This window comes from Paracoccus sp. ME4 (genome assembly GCF_046736325.1).
In the GTDB taxonomy this organism is placed as follows: Bacteria; Pseudomonadota; Alphaproteobacteria; order Rhodobacterales; family Rhodobacteraceae; genus Paracoccus.
Genome location: NZ_CP151276.1, coordinates 2,851,224 through 2,869,664, shown reverse-complemented (window position 1 = coordinate 2,869,664; position 18,441 = coordinate 2,851,224). Strand labels below are relative to the sequence as shown.

General features: G+C 69.8%; 17 protein-coding genes and 1 tRNA gene. 11 read left to right on the top strand and 7 right to left on the bottom strand.

Annotated features, from left to right (window positions below; translation table 11 throughout):
* Positions 1 to 5 precede the first annotated feature (5 nt).
* Positions 6 to 842 carry an aldo/keto reductase gene (locus AACG61_RS14635; RefSeq protein ID WP_411837831.1) on the top strand — a complete coding sequence of 279 codons (837 nt, stop codon included), beginning with the start codon at positions 6 to 8 and terminating at the stop codon, positions 840 to 842.
* Here AACG61_RS14635 and AACG61_RS14630 read toward each other — a convergent pair.
* Complete coding sequence (locus tag AACG61_RS14630) at positions 824 to 1,624, bottom strand: alpha/beta hydrolase (protein ID WP_411837830.1); 801 nt, start codon at positions 1,622 to 1,624, stop codon at positions 824 to 826. The genes AACG61_RS14635 and AACG61_RS14630 overlap by 19 nt on opposite strands.
* A gap of 61 nt (positions 1,625 to 1,685) precedes the next feature.
* On the opposite strand from AACG61_RS14630, the gene kynU reads away from it, so the two are divergent.
* From kynU to AACG61_RS14610, 4 genes are all read left to right on the top strand, one after another.
* Positions 1,686 to 2,873: a kynureninase gene (gene kynU / locus AACG61_RS14625; protein WP_411839537.1), complete on the top strand. Its 1,188-nt coding sequence runs from the start codon at positions 1,686 to 1,688 to the stop codon at positions 2,871 to 2,873.
* Positions 2,874 to 2,942: 69 nt separating this feature from the next.
* On the top strand, positions 2,943 to 4,004 hold the full coding sequence (locus tag AACG61_RS14620) for an efflux RND transporter periplasmic adaptor subunit (protein WP_411837829.1): 1,062 nt from the start codon (positions 2,943 to 2,945) through the stop codon (positions 4,002 to 4,004).
* Entirely contained in the window at positions 4,001 to 5,101 is a 1,101-nt protein-coding gene (locus AACG61_RS14615; RefSeq protein WP_411837828.1) for an efflux RND transporter periplasmic adaptor subunit, read from the top strand. Before AACG61_RS14620 ends, AACG61_RS14615 begins: the two co-directional genes overlap by 4 nt.
* Positions 5,098 to 8,151 (top strand): efflux RND transporter permease subunit, encoded by a 3,054-nt coding sequence (locus AACG61_RS14610; protein ID WP_411837827.1) that lies wholly within the window; start codon positions 5,098 to 5,100, stop codon positions 8,149 to 8,151. Before AACG61_RS14615 ends, AACG61_RS14610 begins: the two co-directional genes overlap by 4 nt.
* Before the next feature lie 108 nt (positions 8,152 to 8,259).
* Here AACG61_RS14610 and msrA read toward each other — a convergent pair whose 3' ends face one another.
* From msrA to AACG61_RS14595, 3 genes are all read right to left on the bottom strand, one after another.
* Positions 8,260 to 8,766: a peptide-methionine (S)-S-oxide reductase MsrA gene (gene msrA / locus AACG61_RS14605; protein WP_411837826.1), complete on the bottom strand. Its 507-nt coding sequence runs from the start codon at positions 8,764 to 8,766 to the stop codon at positions 8,260 to 8,262.
* Positions 8,759 to 9,208 (bottom strand): peptide-methionine (R)-S-oxide reductase MsrB, encoded by a 450-nt coding sequence (gene msrB / locus AACG61_RS14600; RefSeq protein WP_411837825.1) that lies wholly within the window; start codon positions 9,206 to 9,208, stop codon positions 8,759 to 8,761. Before msrB ends, msrA begins: the two co-directional genes overlap by 8 nt.
* A 64-nt stretch (positions 9,209 to 9,272) precedes the next feature.
* Entirely contained in the window at positions 9,273 to 10,241 is a 969-nt protein-coding gene (locus AACG61_RS14595) for an NAD(P)H-dependent flavin oxidoreductase (protein ID WP_411837824.1), read from the bottom strand.
* Between the two features lie 147 nt (positions 10,242 to 10,388).
* Here AACG61_RS14595 and AACG61_RS14590 point away from each other — a divergent pair, with 147 nt between their 5' ends.
* Positions 10,389 to 11,279, top strand: coding sequence for a 5'-methylthioadenosine/S-adenosylhomocysteine nucleosidase (locus AACG61_RS14590; protein ID WP_411837823.1), 891 nt, complete (start codon positions 10,389 to 10,391; stop codon positions 11,277 to 11,279).
* A 38-nt stretch (positions 11,280 to 11,317) separates the two neighbouring features.
* Here AACG61_RS14590 and clpB read toward each other — a convergent pair whose 3' ends face one another.
* Positions 11,318 to 13,948, bottom strand: coding sequence for an ATP-dependent chaperone ClpB (gene clpB / locus AACG61_RS14585; RefSeq protein WP_411837822.1), 2,631 nt, complete (start codon positions 13,946 to 13,948; stop codon positions 11,318 to 11,320).
* 147 nt (positions 13,949 to 14,095) lie between these two features.
* On the opposite strand from clpB, the gene pyrF reads away from it, so the two are divergent.
* Both pyrF and AACG61_RS14575 read left to right on the top strand, forming a co-directional pair.
* Positions 14,096 to 14,776, top strand: coding sequence for an orotidine-5'-phosphate decarboxylase (pyrF, locus tag AACG61_RS14580; RefSeq protein WP_411837821.1), 681 nt, complete (start codon positions 14,096 to 14,098; stop codon positions 14,774 to 14,776).
* Between the two features lie 24 nt (positions 14,777 to 14,800).
* The gene (locus AACG61_RS14575; protein ID WP_411837820.1) at positions 14,801 to 15,529 is read left to right on the top strand and encodes a DUF998 domain-containing protein; all 729 of its coding nucleotides are present in this window, start codon (positions 14,801 to 14,803) and stop codon (positions 15,527 to 15,529) included.
* Here the strand turns inward: AACG61_RS14575 and AACG61_RS14570 are convergent.
* Together AACG61_RS14570 and AACG61_RS14565 are read right to left on the bottom strand one after the other, a co-directional pair.
* Positions 15,510 to 15,917, bottom strand: a complete 408-nt coding sequence (locus AACG61_RS14570; protein WP_411837819.1) for an NUDIX hydrolase — start codon at positions 15,915 to 15,917, stop codon at positions 15,510 to 15,512. The genes AACG61_RS14575 and AACG61_RS14570 overlap by 20 nt on opposite strands.
* Positions 15,914 to 16,777 (bottom strand): N-formylglutamate amidohydrolase, encoded by an 864-nt coding sequence (locus AACG61_RS14565; protein ID WP_411837818.1) that lies wholly within the window; start codon positions 16,775 to 16,777, stop codon positions 15,914 to 15,916. The genes AACG61_RS14570 and AACG61_RS14565 overlap by 4 nt, the downstream gene beginning before the upstream one ends.
* A 158-nt stretch (positions 16,778 to 16,935) precedes the next feature.
* Between AACG61_RS14565 and AACG61_RS14560 the strand changes: the two genes are divergently transcribed.
* The 3 genes from AACG61_RS14560 to AACG61_RS14550 all read left to right on the top strand — a co-directional run bounded on the left by AACG61_RS14560 (position 16,936) and on the right by AACG61_RS14550 (position 18,396).
* A tRNA-Val gene (locus AACG61_RS14560) sits at positions 16,936 to 17,010 on the top strand.
* Between the two features lie 83 nt (positions 17,011 to 17,093).
* The gene (gene ykgO, locus AACG61_RS14555; protein WP_042245282.1) at positions 17,094 to 17,219 is read left to right on the top strand and encodes a type B 50S ribosomal protein L36; all 126 of its coding nucleotides are present in this window, start codon (positions 17,094 to 17,096) and stop codon (positions 17,217 to 17,219) included.
* Positions 17,220 to 17,415: 196 nt separating this feature from the next.
* Positions 17,416 to 18,396: a calcium-binding protein gene (locus tag AACG61_RS14550; RefSeq protein WP_411837817.1), complete on the top strand. Its 981-nt coding sequence runs from the start codon at positions 17,416 to 17,418 to the stop codon at positions 18,394 to 18,396.
* The last annotated feature ends 45 nt before the right edge of the window (positions 18,397 to 18,441 follow it).

Here is an 18,441-nt window from a genome sequence, read left to right as displayed (position 1 = left end):
ACACCATGACCCAACCGATGATGACCCTGAACGACGGCCGCTCCATGCCCCAGCTGGGCACCGGCATCTGGCAGATCGAGGATGCGGCCACCCCCGCCGTCGTGGCCGAGGCGCTGCGCCTGGGCTACCGGCTGATCGACGGCGCGGCGGCCTACAAGAACGAGCGCGGCATGGGCGCGGGCATCCGCGACAGCAGCGTGGCGCGGGACGAGATCTTCGTCACCTCCAAGCTGTGGAACGACGCGCAGGGCCATGACGCGGCGCTGCGGGCCTTTGACGCGACGATGGAGCGGTCGGGGCTGGATTACCTGGACCTCTACCTGATCCACTGGCCGCTGCCGGCGCTGGACGCCTATGTCGAGACGTGGAAGGCGCTGATCCGCCTGCGCGACGAGGGGCGCGTGCGGTCCATCGGCGTCGCGAACTTCCACGAGCCGCATCTGCGGCGCCTGATCGACGAGACCGGCGTCGCCCCCGCGCTGAACCAGATCGAGCTGCACCCGTCCCTGACGCAGGAGCACATGCGGGCGGTGAACAAGCAGTTGGGCATCGTAACGCAGAGCTGGACCCCTTTGGGGCGCGGCGACAGTTTCGACGCGCCCGCGATCCGCGACGCGGCGGCGCGCACGGGGCGGACGGTGGCGCAGGTGATCCTGCGCTGGCACATCCAGCACGGGCTGTCGGTCATTCCGAAGTCGGAGAAGCCCGAACGGCTTGCCGAGAACTTCGACGTGCTGGACTTCACCCTGACGCCCGAGGAGATGTCGGCCATCGACGCGCTGGACCGGGGACATCGCACCGGTCCGGACCCCGACGAGTTCGACTATCGCAAGCCGCTCTGATCCAGCAGGCGGCGCATCAGGGGGCTGGCGGGGTCCGCCAGCGCCTCGATCACGTCGAAATGGTGGCGGCCGGGGTCGATGACGCAGTCCGTCGCCGCCCCCAGCCCCGCCCAGACATCCGCCAGCAGCCGCGCCTGGCGGATGAATTCCGGCCTTTCGGCCCCGCCGACCCAGGTGGTGACCGGGATGCCCGCGCGGGGTTCCAGAAGGGAGGGGCTTTCGGATGCCGCGTCGGCCGCGTCCAGGTGCAGCGTGTCGTTCATCGCCGTGCGCATCAGCGGGCGCAGGTCGGTCAGCGGAGAGATGGGCACGCAGGCCGTGACGCGCGCCGCCACCGCATCGGGCAGGACGCCCGGACAGATCATCCGCGCCGCCAGATGCCCGCCCGCCGAATGGCCACTCAGCGCCACCGGCCCCGCCACGCGGCCTGCGGCCTCCGTGATCTGGTCGGCCACGATGCGGGTCATGTCCGCAATGCGCGCATCCGGTGCCAAGGGATAGCCGGGCATCGCGCAGGCCCAGCCCGCCGCCAGCGCGCCGCCCGCCAGATGCGACCAGAGCGTCGGATCGAAGCGCATCCAGTAGCCGCCATGGATGAAGACCATCAGCCCGCGCGGGTCTCCCTCCGGCAGGAACAGGTGCCCCCGGCCCAGCTCCTGCGGCGGATGGGCGGCGCGGAAGGCCGCGGCCGCCTCGGTCCAGCGCGGGACGTAGCTGTCGGCGTTCGGGATATGCGCGCCATTGGCATAGGCATCGTCCCAATCGGTGATCTGATAGAGCATGGTTCCCCCTCTTTCGGGCAGCCAATCGCGGCGCTATCGTCGCGTCAAGAGGGAGCCCATGATGACCGATTTCACCAAGACCCGCGCCGCGTTCCACCTGCCGGACGGCATGACCTATCTGGACGGCAATTCGCTGGGGCCGATGCCCCGCGCCGCCGCCGATCGGGTGGCCGCGATGATGACTGACGAATGGTCGGAGATGCTGATCACCGGCTGGAACAGGGCGGGCTGGTATGTCCAGCCGCGCAAGGTCGGCGACCGCATCGCCCGGCTGATCGGCGCGGGCGAGGGCCAGGTCGTCATGGGCGACACGCTGTCCATCAAGGTGTTCCAGGCGCTGAGCGCGGCCCTGGCCCTGCGGCCCGACCGCCGGGTGATCCTGTCGGACAGCGGCAACTTTCCGTCGGACCTCTATGTCGCGGAAGGGATCGGGCGCGCCCTGGGCGCGACCCTACGCGTCGTGGCCCCCGAGGAGGTCGAGGCGGCCATCGGCCCCGATCTGGCGGTGCTGATGCTGACCGAGGTCGATTACCGCACCGGTCGCCGCCACGACATGTCCGCCCTGACCGCGCGGGCGCATGAGGCGGGCGCGCTGGCCATCTGGGATCTGGCCCATTCGGCGGGGGCGGTGGACGTGAATCTGCTGGGGGCGGATGCCGATTTCGCGGTGGGCTGCACCTATAAATACCTGAATGGCGGGCCGGGGGCGCCGGCCTTCATCTGGACCCATCCGCGCCATGCCGAACAGGCCGAGCCGATCCTGCAGGGCTGGATGGGCCATGCCGCGCCCTTTGCCTTCGACCAGGAATACCGCCCCGCGCCGGGGATCGAGCGGATGCGCGTGGGGACGCCCCCGGTCATCGCGCTGAGCGCGCTGGAGGCGTCGCTGGACATCTGGGATGACGTCGACATGGGCGCGCTGCGCGCGCGTTCCGTTGAGCTGACCGAGGCCTTCATCGCGGGGGTCGAGGCGCATTGCCCCGATCTGGTCCTGAACAGCCCGCGCGACCCGGCGCGGCGCGGGTCGCAGGTGGGGTTCCGTCATCCGCAGGGCTATGCGGTCATGCAGGCGCTGATCGCGGCGGGGGTGGTGGGCGATTTCCGCGCGCCTGACGTGCTGCGGTTCGGGTTCGCGCCGCTCTACAACGATCTGGACGACGTGGCCCGCGCGGTCGAGGTTCTGGCCCGCATCCTGCGCGAGGGCAGCTGGGACGACGCGTCATTCCACCGCAAGGCGGCGGTGACCTGAGGGAAGGGGGCTTTTCAAAAAGTTCGAAAGCGCTCACAGATCGGTACGATCTGTTGCGCCGGGGGTCCCATGCCGAAGCCTGTCCATCTTCTTGTCCTGATGGCCGTGCTGGCGGGACCGTTCCCGGCGGTCGCGCAGGACCTGCTGGTCACCGTGGTCACCGCGCGGTCCGAACCGCTGGCGCTGGACATGCAGCTCTCGGGGCAGATCGAGGCCGTGGACACGCTGGAGCTGGGCTTCCGGCAGGGCGGGCGCGTGACCGAGGTGCTGGTGGCCGAGGGCGACCGGGTCGCCGAAGGCCAGCCCCTGGCGCGGCTGAACGCGGTCCAGCAGGATCAGGCGCTGAACGTCGCCAATGCGGGACTGGCCGCCGCCCGCGCCGCGGTCGAGCAGGCCCGCCAGGCACAGGAGCGGGCCGAGGCGCTGCTGGCGCGCGGGGTCGGCACGCGGGCGGCCGCCGATCAGGCCGACCAGGCGCTGTCGCAGGCCGAGGGCGGGCTGGAGCGCGCCGAATCGGCCGCCGATCAGGCGCGTCGGGCGCTGGACGATACCGTGCTGCGCGCGCCCTCCGAGGCCGTCGTCACCGCCAAGCAGATCGCCCCCGGCCAGGTCGTCGCGGCGGCGCAGCCGGCCCTGAGCCTGGCCGCGCTGCCCGGCCTCGAGGCGGTGTTCCAGGCCCCCGACGATGCGCTGCTGCGCGGGGTCCTGGGCCGCGAGGTCCGGCTGGAGACGCTGGACATCGCGGGCCCGGAGATGACCGGCCGCGTCACCGAGGTCTCGCCGCTGATCGACCCCCAGACCGGCACCGTTACCGTGCGCGCCCGCATCGACGATGCGCCGGGCCAGACCGCGCTGCTGGGCGCGTCTGTGCGCGGACATCTGGCCATGGAGCTGGATCAGGGCGTCGCCGTGCCGTGGACCGCGCTGATGCGGACCGGCGACCGGCCCGCGGTCTGGACCCTGGACGAGGAGGATCGCGTCGCCCTGACCCCGGTCACCATCGGCCATTTCGGAGACGGGGTGATCCTGCTGTCCGACGGGCTGAGCGAGGGGCAGCGGGTGGTGGGCGAGGGATCGCAGCTGCTTTATCCGGGGCGCAAGGTGCGGCCCGTCGCGGAGGATGCGCCATGAGGGCGGGGATGATCGCGCTGATGCTGGCCTTGGCGGCGGGGCCCGCGGCGGCGCTGTCGCTGCCCGGCTGGCTGTCCTTCGGCGAGGAGCCTGCCGCGGTCGAGGGGCCGCCGCGCCCCGTGGTCAGCGTCATCGTGGACGACCGCGGTCTGGACGCGCGCTGGATTCCGGGCATGGTCGCGGCGCGCACGCAGGTGCAGCTGGGCTTTCAGGCGCTGGGCCGGATGATCGCGCGGCCCGTCGATCTGGGCGACAAGGTCGCGGCCGGGGACCTGCTGGCGCAGCTCTCGACCGACGATCTGGCCGCGACGGTGCGGGCCGCGCGCGCCGCCCTGGACGCGGCCGAGGTGCAGGAGCGCACCGCCCGCGCCACGCTGGAGCGCACGCAGGCCCTGGCCGCGCGCAACGTGGCCTCCGCCGCGCAGCTGGAGCAGGCCCAGCAGGCCGCCAGCGCCGCGACCGCCGCCGCCGATCAGGCCCGCTCCGAGCTGCTGCAGGCCGAGGATGCCGAAGGCTTCGCACGCATGACCGCGCCCTTTGCCGGGGTGGTCAGCGCCGTCTATGAGGCGCCGGGCGCGGTGGTGGGCGCAGGCGCGCCGGTGCTGCAGCTTTCGGCCGAGAACACCCCCGAGGTGGTGATCGACCTGCCCGAATCCGCGCTGGTCGGGCTTGGCCCCGGCGCGGTCTTCACCGTCTGGCAGCGCAGCGACCCGCAGACCGAGGTCACCGCCGTGCTGGACCGCATCGACCCCATCGCCGACAGCGCGACCCGCACCCGACGCCTGTATCTGACCCTGCCGCCCGACACGCCCTTCCGGCTGGGCGCGCTGGTCCGGGCGCGCTTCGGCTCGGTCGACGCGCCCTCCCTGTCGCTGCCGGCCGAGGCCATCGTCACCCGCGACGGCGTCAGCACCGTCTGGCGCGTCACCCGCAGCGATGCGGGCGCGCGCGTCGATCCGGTCGCGGTCGAGGCCGCCGCCCCCTTCCGCGGCCGCGTGTCCATCACGCGGGGGCTGGAGGCGGGCGACGAGGTCGTGATCCGCGGCGTCAATTCCCTGGCCCCCGGCCAGCCCGTCGGCCGGAGGCTGGAGCCGTGAGCACCCCCAAGACCCGCTTCAACCTGTCCGACTGGGCGCTGAAGCATCGCAGCTTCGTGTGGTTCCTGCTGATCGTGTCGATGATCGCGGGCACCATCAGCTATCTGAACTTGGGCCGCGAGGAGGACCCGGACTTCACGATCAAGACGATGATCATCGGCGCGGCCCTGCCCGGCGCTACCATCGACGAGACGCTGAAGCAGGTCACCACCCGGATCGAGACCAAGCTTGAGGAGCTGGACGAGCTGGACTTCACCCGCTCCGTCACCACGCCGGGTCAGGCGGTCGTCTATGTCGAGCTGGACCCGACCATCCGCGGCCCTGCCGTCCCCGAGGTCTGGAAGCGCGTGCGCCAGATGATGGGCGACATACGCCCTGATTTCCCGCAGGAATTCGCGGGCTTTCAGTTCAACGACAATTTCGGCGACGTGTTCGGCAACATCTACGCCTTCACCGCCGACGGGTTCACGCCGCGCGAGCTGCGCGACCGGGTCGAGGCGATCCGGCGGCAGGTCTCCGCGCTGGACGCGGCCGGCAAGACCGAGCTTCTGGGCGTGCAGGACGAGCAGGTCTTCCTGGAGTTCTCCGCCGCGCGGCTGGCGGCCCTGGGGCTGAACCAGTCGCAGGTGATCCAGACCCTGGCCCAGCAGAACGCCATCGCGCCGTCCGGAGTGATCGAGGCGGGCCCCGAGCGCATCCTGGTCCGTGTGGGCGGCCAGTTCGACGACGCCGCCTCCATCGAGGCGGTGAACCTGCGCGTCGGAGAGCGGTTCTTCAACCTCGGCGACGTGGCGACGGTCACTCGCGGCTATCAGGACCCGCCGCAATCGCTGTTCCGCTACAACGGCCAGCCCGCCATCGGCCTGCAGGTGGGCATGCGCAAGGGCGGCAACATCCTGGAGTTCGGGGCCGAACTGGAGGCGCTGATGGAGGGCATCGCCGCCGACCTGCCCATCGGCATCGAGATGGCCAAGTTCGCTGACCAGCCGCATGTGGTCGAGGACGCCGTGGGCCATTTCGTCAAGGCCCTGGCCGAGGCCGTGGCCATCGTCCTGGTCGTCAGCTTCATCAGCCTCGGACTGCGGGCGGGGCTGGTGGTGACGCTGACCATCCCGCTGTGCCTGGCGATCACCTTCGTGATCCTGGACCTCTACGGCATCACGCTGCAACGGATCTCGCTTGGCGCGTTGATCATCGCCCTGGGCCTGCTGGTCGACGATGCGATGATCGCCATCGAGACGATGATCTCGCGCCTGGAGATCGGCGAATCGCTGACCGATGCGGCCAGCTATGCCTGGACCTCCATCGCCTTCCCGATGCTGACCGGCACGCTGGTGACGGTCGCGGGCTTCATCCCCATAGGGCTGAACAGCTCGGCCGCGGGCGAGTTCACCTTCTCTCTGTTCGTGGTCATCGCGGTGTCGCTGATCGTGTCCTGGATCGTGGCCGTGCTGTTCGCGCCGCTGCTGGGCGTGACCTTCCTGCGGGCCGACATGGGCCATGCCCACAAGGGGCCGGGCCGGTTGCGCCGCGCCTTCCACGGGTTGCTGCGGGCGGCGATGCGGCTGAAATGGCTGACCATCGCCGTGACGCTGGCGATCTTCGCGACCTCGGTCTGGGGCATGCGCTTCGTCGAGCAGCAGTTCTTCCCCACCTCCGACCGGACCGAGGTGCTGGTCGACATCACCGAACGCCAGAACGCCTCCATCGCGCGCACCCGCGCAGACATGGACCGGCTTGAGGCAAGCCTTGCCGGCGATGACGACGTGCTGTTCTGGACCTCCTATGTGGGGCAGGGGGCGCCGCGCTTCGTGCTGTCGATGGACGTGCCGACGGCGGGTCCGAACATGGGCCAGATCGTGATCCAGACCCCCGACCTGGCCGCGCGCGACCGCGTCAAGGCGCGGCTGAACGCGCTGGCGGCCGAGGAATTCCCCGGCGTCGATATCTACGTGAAGAACCTGGAGATCGGCCCGCCGGTCGGCAAGCCGGTCCAGTACCGCGTCAGCAGCCCCGACAGCGACGCCGCCCGCGACGCGGCCCGGGGCCTGGCCACCGTCATGGCGACCGAGCCGCGCCTGCGCGACATCGCCCTGGACTGGAACGAGCCCGCACGCATGGTCCGGCTGGTCGTCGACCAGGACCAGGCCCGCCAGCTGGGCGTGACCAGCGCGGACATCGCCCAGGCCCTGTCGGCGCTGTTCAGCGGGGCGGGCGTGACGCAGCTGCGCGACGACATCTTCCTGATCGACGTGGTCGCGCGGGGCCAGGCTGATGACCGCCAGTCGCTGGCGTCGATCCGCAACCTGCAGCTGAACCTGCCCGACGGGCGGGTGGTGCCGCTGGCCGCGCTGGTGACGCTGGAATACGGCTCCGAACAACCGCTGATCATGCAGCGGAACGGCCTGCCCACGGTGACGGTCAAGGCCGCCATCGCCACCGCCGACCAGCCCGCGACCCTGGTCGCCGCGCTGGCGGGCCAGGTGGCCGAGTATCAGGCGACCCTGCCCCCGGACGTCCGCGTCGAGGTCGGCGGCAGCGTGGAGAGCTCGGCCGACAGCCAGGCGCCCATCGCCGCCGTGGTGCCGGTCATGCTGCTGATCATGGCCGTGCTGGTCATGGCGCAGATGCAGAGCTTCCGGATGTCGCTGGTGGTGATCGCCGCCGCCCCCTTGGGCCTGATCGGCGTGGTGGCGGTGCTGGTGCCCTTCGGCGTGCCGATGGGCTTCGTGGCGATCCTGGGAATCCTGGCGCTGATCGGCATCCTGATCCGCAACTCGGTCATCCTGGTCCACGAGATCCAAGAACTGCTGCAAAAGGGCCGCAGCCAGTGGGATGCCGTGTTCGAGGCCTCGGACAGCCGGGCGCGCCCGATCCTGCTGACGGCTGCGGCCGCGTCGCTGGCGCTGATCCCGATCTCGCGGCAGGTGTTCTGGGGGCCGATGGCCTATGCGATGATGGGCGGCATCATCGCCGGCACGCTAGTCACGCTGGTCTTCGTGCCGGCGCTCTACTGTGCTGTGTTCCGCGTCAAGCCGCCGCGTTCCTGACCACCGCAGCCTTAACGCGGTGGGCGGGGGGTCCGGGGGGCGGCAGCCCCCCGGCCGTCGCGGGACGCGCAAAGCGCCCCGGAACCCTTGTTCCGGGGCGCCCGTGCCTCACTCGGCCGCGTCGCGTTTGGGCAGGACCCAATCGGGGCGCGGGAAATGGCAGGTATAGCCGTTGGGGAACCGCTCCAGATAATCCTGATGCTCGGGCTCGGCCTCCCAGAAATCGCCCACCGGCTCGACCTCGGTCACCACCCGTCCCGGCCAGATGCCCGACGCATCCACATCCGCGATCGTGTCCAGCGCGACCTGCTTCTGCGCCTCGTCGACGTAGTAGATGGCCGAGCGATAGCTGCGCCCGATATCGTTGCCCTGACGGTTCGCCGTCGAGGGGTCGTGGATCTGGAAGAAGAACTCCAGCAGCCGCCGATAGGTGATCAGGTCCGGGTCGAACATGATCTCGATCGCCTCGGCGTGATCGCCGTGGTTGCGATAGGTCGCATGCGCCACATCGCCGCCGCTATAGCCCACCCGGGTCGAGACCACCCCCGGCAGCCGCCGGATCAGATCCTGCATCCCCCAGAAGCAGCCGCCCGCCAGAACCGCGCGCTCAGCCATGATGCGCCTCCTCGACCTGCGCCAGATACTCGCCGTAACCCTCGGCCTCCATCCGGTCCTTGGGCACGAAACGCAGCGAGGCCGAGTTGATGCAGTAGCGCAGCCCCCCTTGGTCGCGCGGACCGTCGGGGAAGACATGGCCCAGATGGCTGTCGCCGTGCCTCGAACGCACCTCGACCCGGACCATGCCGTGGCTGGTGTCGCGATGCTCGGTCACGTTGCCCTCCACCGGCTTGGTAAAGGCCGGCCAGCCGCAGCCCGAATCGTATTTCGCCGCGCTGACGAACAGCGGCTCTCCCGAGACGACATCGACATAGAGGCCCGGTTCGAAATGGTGGTCGTATTCGCCGGTGAAGGCCCGTTCGGTGCCGTTCTCCTGGGTGACGCGATACTGCTCCGGGGTCAGCCGGGCGATCGCGTCGGGGGTTTTCTCATAGGCCATCGTTTCCTCCACGAATGGGCGGTTCGATCCCCTATATGGGAAGCGCCCCGCCCTTCCGCAAAGGTCACAGGCGCGAAACGGCCTCTTTCGCGGCCTGATATTCCGCCGCCAGCCGGTCGATGCGCGCGCCCGCCGGTTCCACCGACCGCACCGCGCCGATGCCCTGGCCCGCGCCCCAGATGGTGGACCAGGCCTTGGGCTTCGACGACCCGCTGCCGAAGTTCATCGCGCTGGCATCGGCCCCCGCCAGGTTCTCCGGGTCCAGCCCCGCCTTGCGGATCGACGGCGCCAGATAATTGCCCGACACGCCCGTGAACAGCGACGATGTCACGATGTCCTCCGCCGTGCTGTCCACGATCATCTGCTTGTAGTCGGGCTGGGCGTTCGCCTCCTCGGTCGCGATGAAGGGGCTGCCGATATAGGCCAGATCCGCCCCCATCACCTGCGCCGCCAGCACCGCGCGCCCGGTGGCGATCGAGCCCGACAGCAGCAGCGGCCCGTCGAACCACTCCCGGATCTCCTGGATCAGGGCGAAGGGCGATTGCGGCCCGGCATGGCCCCCCGCGCCGGCGGCCACCGCGATCAGGCCGTCGGCGCCCTTCTCGATGGCCTTCTTCGCGAACATGTTGTTGATGATGTCATGCAGCGCGATGCCGCCGCAGTCATGGGCGGCCTGGTTCACCTCGACCCGCGCGCCAAGCGAGGTGATCCAGATCGGCACCTTGTGGCGGTGGCAGATCTCGATGTCGCGCTCCAGCCGGGCGTTGCTGCGATGGACGATCTGGTTGACCGCGAAAGGGGCGGCGGGGTGGTCGGGGTTCGCCTGGTTGTGACGGTCCAGCTCCTCCTCGATCCGGGTCAGCCAAGCGTCCAGCATGGACGGCTCGCCGTCCTTTTCGCGGGCGTTCAGCGCCGGAAAGCTGCCGACGATGCCCGCCTTGCACTGCGCGATGACCAGGTCGGGCCCCGAGACGATGAACATGGGTGAGGCGACGACCGGAATGCGCAGGCCCTGCAGGATCGGTGGCAGCATGGATGATCTCCCTTGGATTTGCGCCACGATGCCCGCGCCTTGGGCAACGGGCAAGCCGTGACGCGGCGACAGGGCGGCGGCACTGGCCATCGCGGGTGCCGCAGCGTAAGCCGGGGGCGGAATTGCATATCGTGAAAGGCCCGCCCCATGATCCGTCCCGCCCTTGCCCTGATGCTCAGCGCCGCGCCCCTGGCCGCGCAGACCTTGAACGACACGCCCCGCATCGCCGTCATGTCGGCCTTCGAGCCGGAATGGATCAGCCTGCAGGCCGATCTGGAGGGCGCCGAGACCCGGACCATCAACGGCACCGAGTTCATGACGGGCACCCTGTCGGGGCAGGAGGTCGTGCTGTTCCTGTCGGGCGTGTCGATGGTCAACGCGGCCATGACCACCCAGATGGCGCTGGAGCGGTTCGACATCGAGGCGATCGTGTTCTCGGGCATCGCGGGCGGGGTCGATCCGGCGCTGAACATCGGCGACGTGGTCGTGGCGGACCAGTGGGGCCAGTGGCTGGAGACGGTCATGGCGCGCCGGACCGAGGAGGGCTTCGCCCTGCCGGGGTTCCTGGAATCGCCCTTTCCGAACTATGACATGATCTACACGCGCGAGACGACCGTGGCCTCGGACCGGGGCGAGCCCGAGACGCGGTTCTGGTTTCCCGCCGACCCGGCCCTGCTGGAGGTCGCCGCCCGCGTGGCCGAGGCGACCGATCTGGCCGACTGCAATGCCCAGAACGACTGCCTGACCACCGCGCCGCGGATCCGGGTGGGCGGAAACGGCGTGTCGGGGTCGTCCTTCATGGACAATGCCGGGGTGCGCGACTGGCTGTCCACGACCTTCGAGGCGCAGGTGGTCGACATGGAATCGGCCGCCGTGGCGCAGGTGGCCTGGGCGAACCAGGTGCCGTTCATCGCCTTCCGCTCGCTGTCGGACCTGGCCGGCGGCGGCGAGGGCGAGAACGAGATGGGCGTCTTCATGTCGTTGGCCTCCGACAATTCGGCGGCGCTGGTCAAGGCCTTCCTGGCCGAGATGCCCTGACGGAAACGGCCCCCGGATCGCTCCGGGGGCCGTCTTCCTTAGTGGATCGGCGGGCGTGGGCCTTCGCCGATCGCGCCAAGCCGCGGCCCGGCCTGGCCCACGCGGTTGCCGACCAGCAACCCGTCCGGCCCCGCGCTGACATGCACGGTCGATCCGTCCATGACCTCACCCGACAGCAGCAGTTCCGCCAGCGGGTCCTGCAGGGCGCGCTGGATCACGCGCTTCAGCGGGCGCGCGCCGAAGACCGGGTCGTAGCCCTGATCGGCCAGCCACATCCGCGCCGCGTCGTCCATGTCCAGCGTGATCTTGCGCCCCGCCAGGCGCTTTTCCAGCCGCGCCATCTGCACCGTGACGATCCCGTCCATGTTCGTCCGCGAGAGCCTGCGGAAGATGATGATCTCGTCCAGGCGGTTCAGGAATTCGGGGCGGAAATGGCCGCGCACCGCCTCCATCACCTGATGGCGGGCGTCCGACGCATCCGCCTCCTCGGGCAGATGCGACAGCGCCTGAGAGCCCAGGTTCGAGGTCAGGATGATCAGCGTCTGCTTGAAGTCCACCGTCCGGCCCTGGCCGTCGGTCAGCACCCCGTCGTCCAGCACCTGCAACAGCACGTTGAAGACGTCCGGATGCGCCTTTTCGACCTCGTCGAACAGGATCACCTGATAGGGACGCCGCCGCACGGCCTCGGTCAGCACGCCGCCCTCGTCGTAACCCACATAGCCCGGAGGCGCGCCGATCAGCCGGGCCACGGAATGCTTTTCCATGAACTCGGACATGTCGATGCGGACCATCGCGCTGTCATCGTCGAACATGTATTCGGCCAGCGCCTTGGTCAGTTCGGTCTTGCCCACGCCGGTGGGGCCAAGGAACAGGAAGCTGCCAAGCGGCCGGTTCTCGTCGTTCAGCCCCGCACGGGCGCGGCGGACGGCGTTCGACACCGCGGTGACGGCCTCCTGCTGGCCGATCACGCGCTTGCCGATCTGCTCCTCCATCTTCAACAGCTTGTCGCGCTCGCCCTCCAGCATCTTGGCGGTGGGGATGCCGGTCCAGCGTTCGACGACCTCGGCAATCTGCTCGGGGCGGACGGCCTCCTCGACCATCAGACCGTCGCCCTGCTCGGCCTCGGCCAGCTGTTTCTCCAGACCGGGGATGATGCCATAGGACAGCTCTCCGGCGCGGGCCAGGTTCCCCTCGCGCTTGGCCTGATCCAGGTCGGCGCGGGCGCGGTCCAGCTGCTCCTTGAGGTCGCGCGACCCCTGCAGCTTGTCGCGTTCCGCCTGCCAGCGGGCGGTCATCTCGGCGCTGCGCTCCTGCAGGCCGGACAGGTCCTTCTCCAGCCGTTCCAGCCGGTCCTTGGAGGCCGCGTCATCCTCCTTCTTCAGCGCCTCGGCCTCGATCTGCAGCTGCAGGATCTGGCGATCCAGCTGGTCCAGCTCCTCGGGCTTGCTGTCGACCTCCATGCGCAGGCGGCTGGCCGCCTCGTCCATCAGGTCGATGGCCTTGTCGGGCAGGAAGCGGTCGGTGATGTAGCGATGCGACAGCGTCGCCGCCGCGACCAGGGCCGCGTCGCTGATCCGCACGCCGTGGTGCAGCTCGTACTTCTCCTTGATGCCGCGCAGGATGCTGATCGTGTCCTCGACCGTCGGCTCCTCGACCAGCACGGGCTGAAAGCGCCGGGCCAGGGCCGCGTCCTTCTCGATATACTTGCGGTATTCGTCCAGCGTGGTCGCGCCGACGCAATGCAGCTCGCCCCGCGCAAGCGCAGGCTTGATCAGGTTGGCGGCATCCATCGCGCCGTCGCCCTTGCCCGCACCGACCAGCGTGTGCAGCTCGTCGATGAACAGGATGATCTCGCCAGCGGCGGTCTCGATCTCCTTCAGGATCGACTTCAGCCGCTCCTCGAAATCGCCGCGATACTTCGCGCCCGCGATCAGCGCGCCCATGTCCAGCGCCATCAGCCGCTTGTTGCGCAGGGATTCCGGCACGTCGCCGTCGATGATGCGCAGCGCGAGGCCCTCGGCGATGGCGGTCTTGCCGACGCCGGGTTCGCCGATCAGGACGGGGTTGTTCTTGGTGCGCCGCGACAGGACCTGCATGGCGCGGCGGATCTCCTCGTCGCGGCCGATGATCGGGTCGATCTTGCCGTCGCGCGCGGCCGCCGTCAGGTCGCGGGCATACTTCTCCAACGCCTCATAGCTGTCCTCGGCAGAGGCCGTGTCGGCGGTGCGCCCCTTGCGGATGTCGTTGATCGCGGCGTTCAGCGCCTGCGCGTTGACCGACCCCGCGGCCAGCGCGTCGCGGGCGTTCGTGTTGACCATGGCCAGCGCCATCAGCACCCGTTCGGCGGGCACGAAGCTGTCGCCGGCCTTCTTGGCCACGGACTCCGCCTCGTCCAGCACGCGCACCAGCGTGGGGTCGACATAGACCTGACCGCTGCCCGACCCGCTGACCTTGGGCTGTTTCGCCACGGCGGCATCCACCGCCTCGCGCACGCGCTTGGCGTCGCCGCCCGCACGGGTGATCAGGTTCGAGGCCAGTCCCTGGTCGTCGTCCATCAGCGCCTTCAGCAGATGCTCGGGCATCACGCGCTGCTGATTCTCGCGGATCGCGATGGTCTGGGCGGATTGCAGGAAGCCGCGCGACCGTTCCGTGAACTTCTCCATGTTCATCGGTCTTCTCCTTGTGCAAAGCCCCCGTGGTGGTGGCGCCCTGTGGCAGGCACGCCCCGGTCCGGGTCTGATGGATCAGATTTGGGGGGGTCGCGGGGTGGTTTCAAGCGTGTCATAAGGCCCGCGGAACAAAGAAGGGGATGCGTGATGGATGACCGGCTGATCGTGGCGCTGGACGTGCCGAATGCCGTGGCGGGGCTGGACCTGGCGGGACGCCTGGGCGACGCCGTGGGCTTCTACAAGATCGGGCTGGGCATGCTGACCGGCGGCGGCCTGGCCCTGGCCAACGAGCTGAAGCAGGAGCACGGCAAGCGCATCTTCCTGGACATGAAGCTGTTCGACATCGGCGCGACCGTCGAGGCCGCGGTGCGGGGGCTGGCGCAGTTCGATCTGGATTTCCTGACCGTGCATGGCGACCCGCATGTGGTGGCGGCGGCCAAGCAGGGGGCCGCGGGGTCGAACCTGAAGATCCTGGGCGTGACTATCCTGACCTCGCTGGACCGTGCCGACCTGGACGCGGGGCTGATGCAGGCGGGCGATTTGCACGACATCACCGTGGAACGCGCCGCCCGCGCCTTCGAGGCGGGGGCCGACGGCATCATCTGCTCCCCGCGCGAGGCCGCCGACATCCGCGCCCTGCCGGGATCGCGCCTGATCGTGACGCCGGGCGTGCGCCCCGCGGGCAGCGCCCTGGGCGACCAGAAGCGGGTCGAGACGCCCGCATCGGCCATCGCCGCCGGGGTCGACCACATCGTGGTGGGCCGCCCGATCTGGCAGGCCGCCGATCCGCGCGCGGCGGCGCAGGCGATCCTGGCCGAACTGGCTTGACGCCCCACGCCCCCGCGTCCCAGCATGGCGCGAAACGCGGGGGTGGCGATGGGTGACGACGGCGGCGCGCAGAAGGTCCGCAACGAGCTGGTCCTGTCCTTCCTGGCGGTGCGCCGCGCCATCGGCGCCTTGGGGTTCTTCCTGCCGCTGGCGCTGATCGCCTATGCGGTGCTGTGGCCCGAGCCGCTGCGGACCAGCATCTCGGCCTATTACTATTCTCCGATGCGCGAGGTCCTGGTCGGCACGCTGATCGCGCAGGCCGTGTTCCTGTGGAGCTATGAGGGGTTCCGCCCCGATGCGGGCGAATGGATCACCGACAAGGCCATGGCGCGGCTGGCGGCGGTCTCCATCGCGCTGGTGGCCCTGGTTCCCACCGACGGGCCGGACGGTCCCTGCACCGCGCTGGAGTGCATCGCGGGTCCGGGCCTGTCGGCGCTGATCCATGTCGTCGCGGCGGGGCTGTTCTTTGCCGCGCTGGCAGTGTTCTGCCTGGTGCTGTTCGTCAGGGGCACCGTGGACGGCCCGGAAAAGGCCGCGTCGAACCGCATCTATCGCATCTGCGGCTGGACGATCATCGTCAGCATCGGCCTGATCGGGCTGCTGTTTGCCACCGGCCTGGACGATACGCTGGCGCGCCTGCGCCCGGTCTTCTGGCTGGAGACGGCGGCGACCTTCGCCTTTGCGACCAGCTGGGCGGTCAAGGGCGACAGCCTTCGCCCGCTGACCCGCGCCGTCATCGCCGCATCGCGGTGATCCAGCGGCAGAAATGCGCAATCGCGTGCGGATGGGCCAGATAGTCGTTCACCGGCATCATGCGCCATTCCTGGCCTTCTGAGCCAAATCGGATCGCGGCGACCTGCGCCGCGTCGATCGGCCCGGCGAACAGCCAGGATCGCATCGCCGGATCGGCATGGGAGCGGAAGGCGCGGCCCGTCAGCGTCGCGGGGTCCAAGGTCAGGCCGAACTCTTCCTCCATCTCGCGCAGCGCGCAGGCGAGGGGCGATTCGTCCCCCTCGCGCCCGCCGCCGGGCAGGTCCCAATGCGCCGGGAAGGGCAGGTCGGGGCGGTCGTCGCGCAGACAGGTCAGCATGGTTCCGTCCAGCGTCAGCCAAAGCTTGGCGCCGTGGAAGGCGCCGCTCACTCGGCCGCGATCCGGTCGCCCGCGGGGTCGGCCTCCAGCGTGGCCAGCCGCCCGATCACCTGCGCCATGCGCGCCGCGAAGTCGTCGAAGTCCGCGCGCGGCGTGATCGTGGCTTCGTTCATATAGAGCGAGCGGTCGATCTCCAGCTGGACGACATGGACGTTCTGCGCCGGCCGTCCGTAGGCCGAACAGATATAGGCCCCCGAGAAGGGCGAGTTCCGGCGCAGCCGCCAGCCCTGCGCCTCGACGGCTAAGGCCACCGCATCCGAGATTCGCGCCGCCGCCGACAGGCCGTGGCGGTTGCCCAGCACCATGTCCGGGCGCGCGCCCTGCAGGTGGCTCAGCGCGTCATGGGGCATGGAATGCATGTCGATCAGGATCGCCCGGCCGAATCGGGCGCGCGCCTGCGCAATCAGCCCGGCCAGCGCCTGATGATAGGGCCGCCAGCAGGCGTCGATCCGGTGGTCGGCCTCGGCCCGGTCGATGGGCCGGTCGTGGATGACCCGGCCCTGGCTGACCACGCGGGGAATCACCCCCAGCCCGGCCAGGGTGCGCTGGTTCAGCGGATGGCGCGGCACGCCGCGCACCACCAGCGGGTCGATCTCGTCCGCGCCGCGGTTGAGGTCCACGATGCAGCGCGGGATGCGCGCGGCCAGCGTGACCGCCCCGAAATCCGTGGCGGGCGCGATCAGCCGGTCTACGAAGGCGTCCTCGGACGAGCGCAGCACCGGCACCGGAAGGCGCGTTCCCTGCAGGAACCAGTCGGGATAGTCGTGCCCGGAATGGGGCGACGCGAAGATCACCCCGGATGCCCAGTGGCGGGGACGGTTCAGCACATAGGGCAGGTCGGGCTGTTGCAAGGCGGGCCTCGGCATCCGTCGCGTCCCCTGCATATAAACCCGAAAAATAGCACGCGGATAGGTCTTGAATCCCCCCGATGCCCCCGGTATAGACACGCGGACCGAGGGGGTTGCCGCAGGGCCTTGCAAGAGGCCGCGCGACAGTCGCCAAGGACATCGGGCGGTTAGCTCAGCGGTAGAGCACTACGTTGACATCGTAGTGGCCACTGGTTCGATCCCAGTACCGCCCACCATTCTTTCGCCGCCCCAGGCCGCTCGTCGGGGGCATTTCGTTTTCCAATGCGGCTGCGACGCGCCGCGACGATGGAGAAAACCGATGAAGGTTCGCAACTCGCTCCGCTCGCTCAAGAGCCGGCACCGCGACTGCCAGGTCGTGCGCCGCAAGGGCCGCATCTACGTGATCAACAAGACCAACCGCCGCTTCAAGGCCCGCCAGGGCTGAGCCGGGGTCCTGGCCGGGCGACCGGCAGGTCACGCGAAGACGACGACCCGCCCCGAAAGGGCGGGTTTTTTCATGCCCGCCGGTCGCGGCGGCCGGTCGCGTTAAGGTTTTATCAACTTTTGCGTTCTGGGCTGTCCCGGGCTGCGGTATCCTGTCCTTCTGCGGCATGGTGCCGGGCACGGGCGGGATCGGGGCGATGATCATTCTGGGCGGTATTCTGGGCGTGCTGATGGCCGGGCTGATGGCCGATGTGGGCGGCATGTCCGCCGGCGCGCGCGAGGACGAGGATGCCGAGGACCCGACCGATGGCGCGGGAGAGGAGGAGCCCAGCCTTCCCCCGATCATGCCGGGCGATCCCGATGAGCCGGAGCCGGAGCCGGAGCCGGAGCCCGAACCTGAGCCCGAGCCGGAGCCCGACGACGACAGCATCGACGCGCTGATCGAGGGGTCCGACGATCTGGACATCCTGATGGGCACGACCGGCCACGACCTGATTCGCGGGCATGGCGGAGATGACGACCTGCGCGGTGGTCTGGGCGACGACACGATCGAGGCCGGGGACGGTGACGACTGGGTGCAGGGCGATGCGGTCTACGGGCCGGGCGGCAACGACGTGATTTATGGCGGGGCGGGCGACGACCTGCTGGCCGGGCAGGGCGGCGACGACCTGCTGTTCGGCGATGACGGCGACGACACGCTGCTGGGGGGCGAGGGGAACGACACGCTGTTCGGGGGCGCGGGCAATGACATGCTGTCCGGGCATGACGGTAACGACGTCCTGGTTTCGACCGCTGGGTCGGACGATCTGGACGGCGGGCGCGGCGATGACGTGCTGATCGGCCATGACGGCCCCGAGACCGTTTGGATGAACGGCGGCGAGGGGAACGACACGCTGATGCCCGGCGCCAACGACTTCGCCTCGGGGAATGACGGCGACGACCTGTTCCAGCTGCGCGTGACGCCCGAGGGCTTTCCCACCCTGGCGGATTTCGACGGCGATCACGACCGGCTGGAGGTGCATGTCGACGCAGCCCTGGCCGCCGACGCCACGATCAGCCTGCGCGAGGACGACGACGGCACGACCCTGCTGGAGCTGAACGGCCAGGCCGTCGGGCGGCTGCTGAACCCCGCCGGGCTGCGGCTGGAGGATGTGCGCATCGTGCCCCTGGGGGGCTGAACGGGCTTTCCATCCGCGCGCCGATGCGCTAGACGCGCGCATCCG

Bases quoted from the DNA above. Each gene is read 5' to 3' on its own strand.
- AACG61_RS14635 (WP_411837831.1), top strand. From the start codon at position 6: ATGACCCAACCGATGATGACCCTGAACGACGGCCGCTCCATGCCCCAG.
- AACG61_RS14630 (WP_411837830.1), bottom strand. From the start codon at position 1,624: ATGCTCTATCAGATCACCGATTGGGACGATGCCTATGCCAATGGCGCG.
- kynU (WP_411839537.1), top strand. From the start codon at position 1,686: ATGACCGATTTCACCAAGACCCGCGCCGCGTTCCACCTGCCGGACGGC.
- AACG61_RS14620 (WP_411837829.1), top strand. From the start codon at position 2,943: ATGCCGAAGCCTGTCCATCTTCTTGTCCTGATGGCCGTGCTGGCGGGA.
- AACG61_RS14615 (WP_411837828.1), top strand. From the start codon at position 4,001: ATGAGGGCGGGGATGATCGCGCTGATGCTGGCCTTGGCGGCGGGGCCC.
- msrA (WP_411837826.1), bottom strand. From the start codon at position 8,766: ATGGCTGAGCGCGCGGTTCTGGCGGGCGGCTGCTTCTGGGGGATGCAG.
- msrB (WP_411837825.1), bottom strand. From the start codon at position 9,208: ATGGCCTATGAGAAAACCCCCGACGCGATCGCCCGGCTGACCCCGGAG.
- AACG61_RS14595 (WP_411837824.1), bottom strand. From the start codon at position 10,241: ATGCTGCCACCGATCCTGCAGGGCCTGCGCATTCCGGTCGTCGCCTCA.
- AACG61_RS14590 (WP_411837823.1), top strand. From the start codon at position 10,389: ATGATCCGTCCCGCCCTTGCCCTGATGCTCAGCGCCGCGCCCCTGGCC.
- clpB (WP_411837822.1), bottom strand. From the start codon at position 13,948: ATGAACATGGAGAAGTTCACGGAACGGTCGCGCGGCTTCCTGCAATCC.
- pyrF (WP_411837821.1), top strand. From the start codon at position 14,096: ATGGATGACCGGCTGATCGTGGCGCTGGACGTGCCGAATGCCGTGGCG.
- AACG61_RS14575 (WP_411837820.1), top strand. From the start codon at position 14,801: ATGGCGCGAAACGCGGGGGTGGCGATGGGTGACGACGGCGGCGCGCAG.
- ykgO (WP_042245282.1), top strand. From the start codon at position 17,094: ATGAAGGTTCGCAACTCGCTCCGCTCGCTCAAGAGCCGGCACCGCGAC.
- AACG61_RS14550 (WP_411837817.1), top strand. From the start codon at position 17,416: ATGATCATTCTGGGCGGTATTCTGGGCGTGCTGATGGCCGGGCTGATG.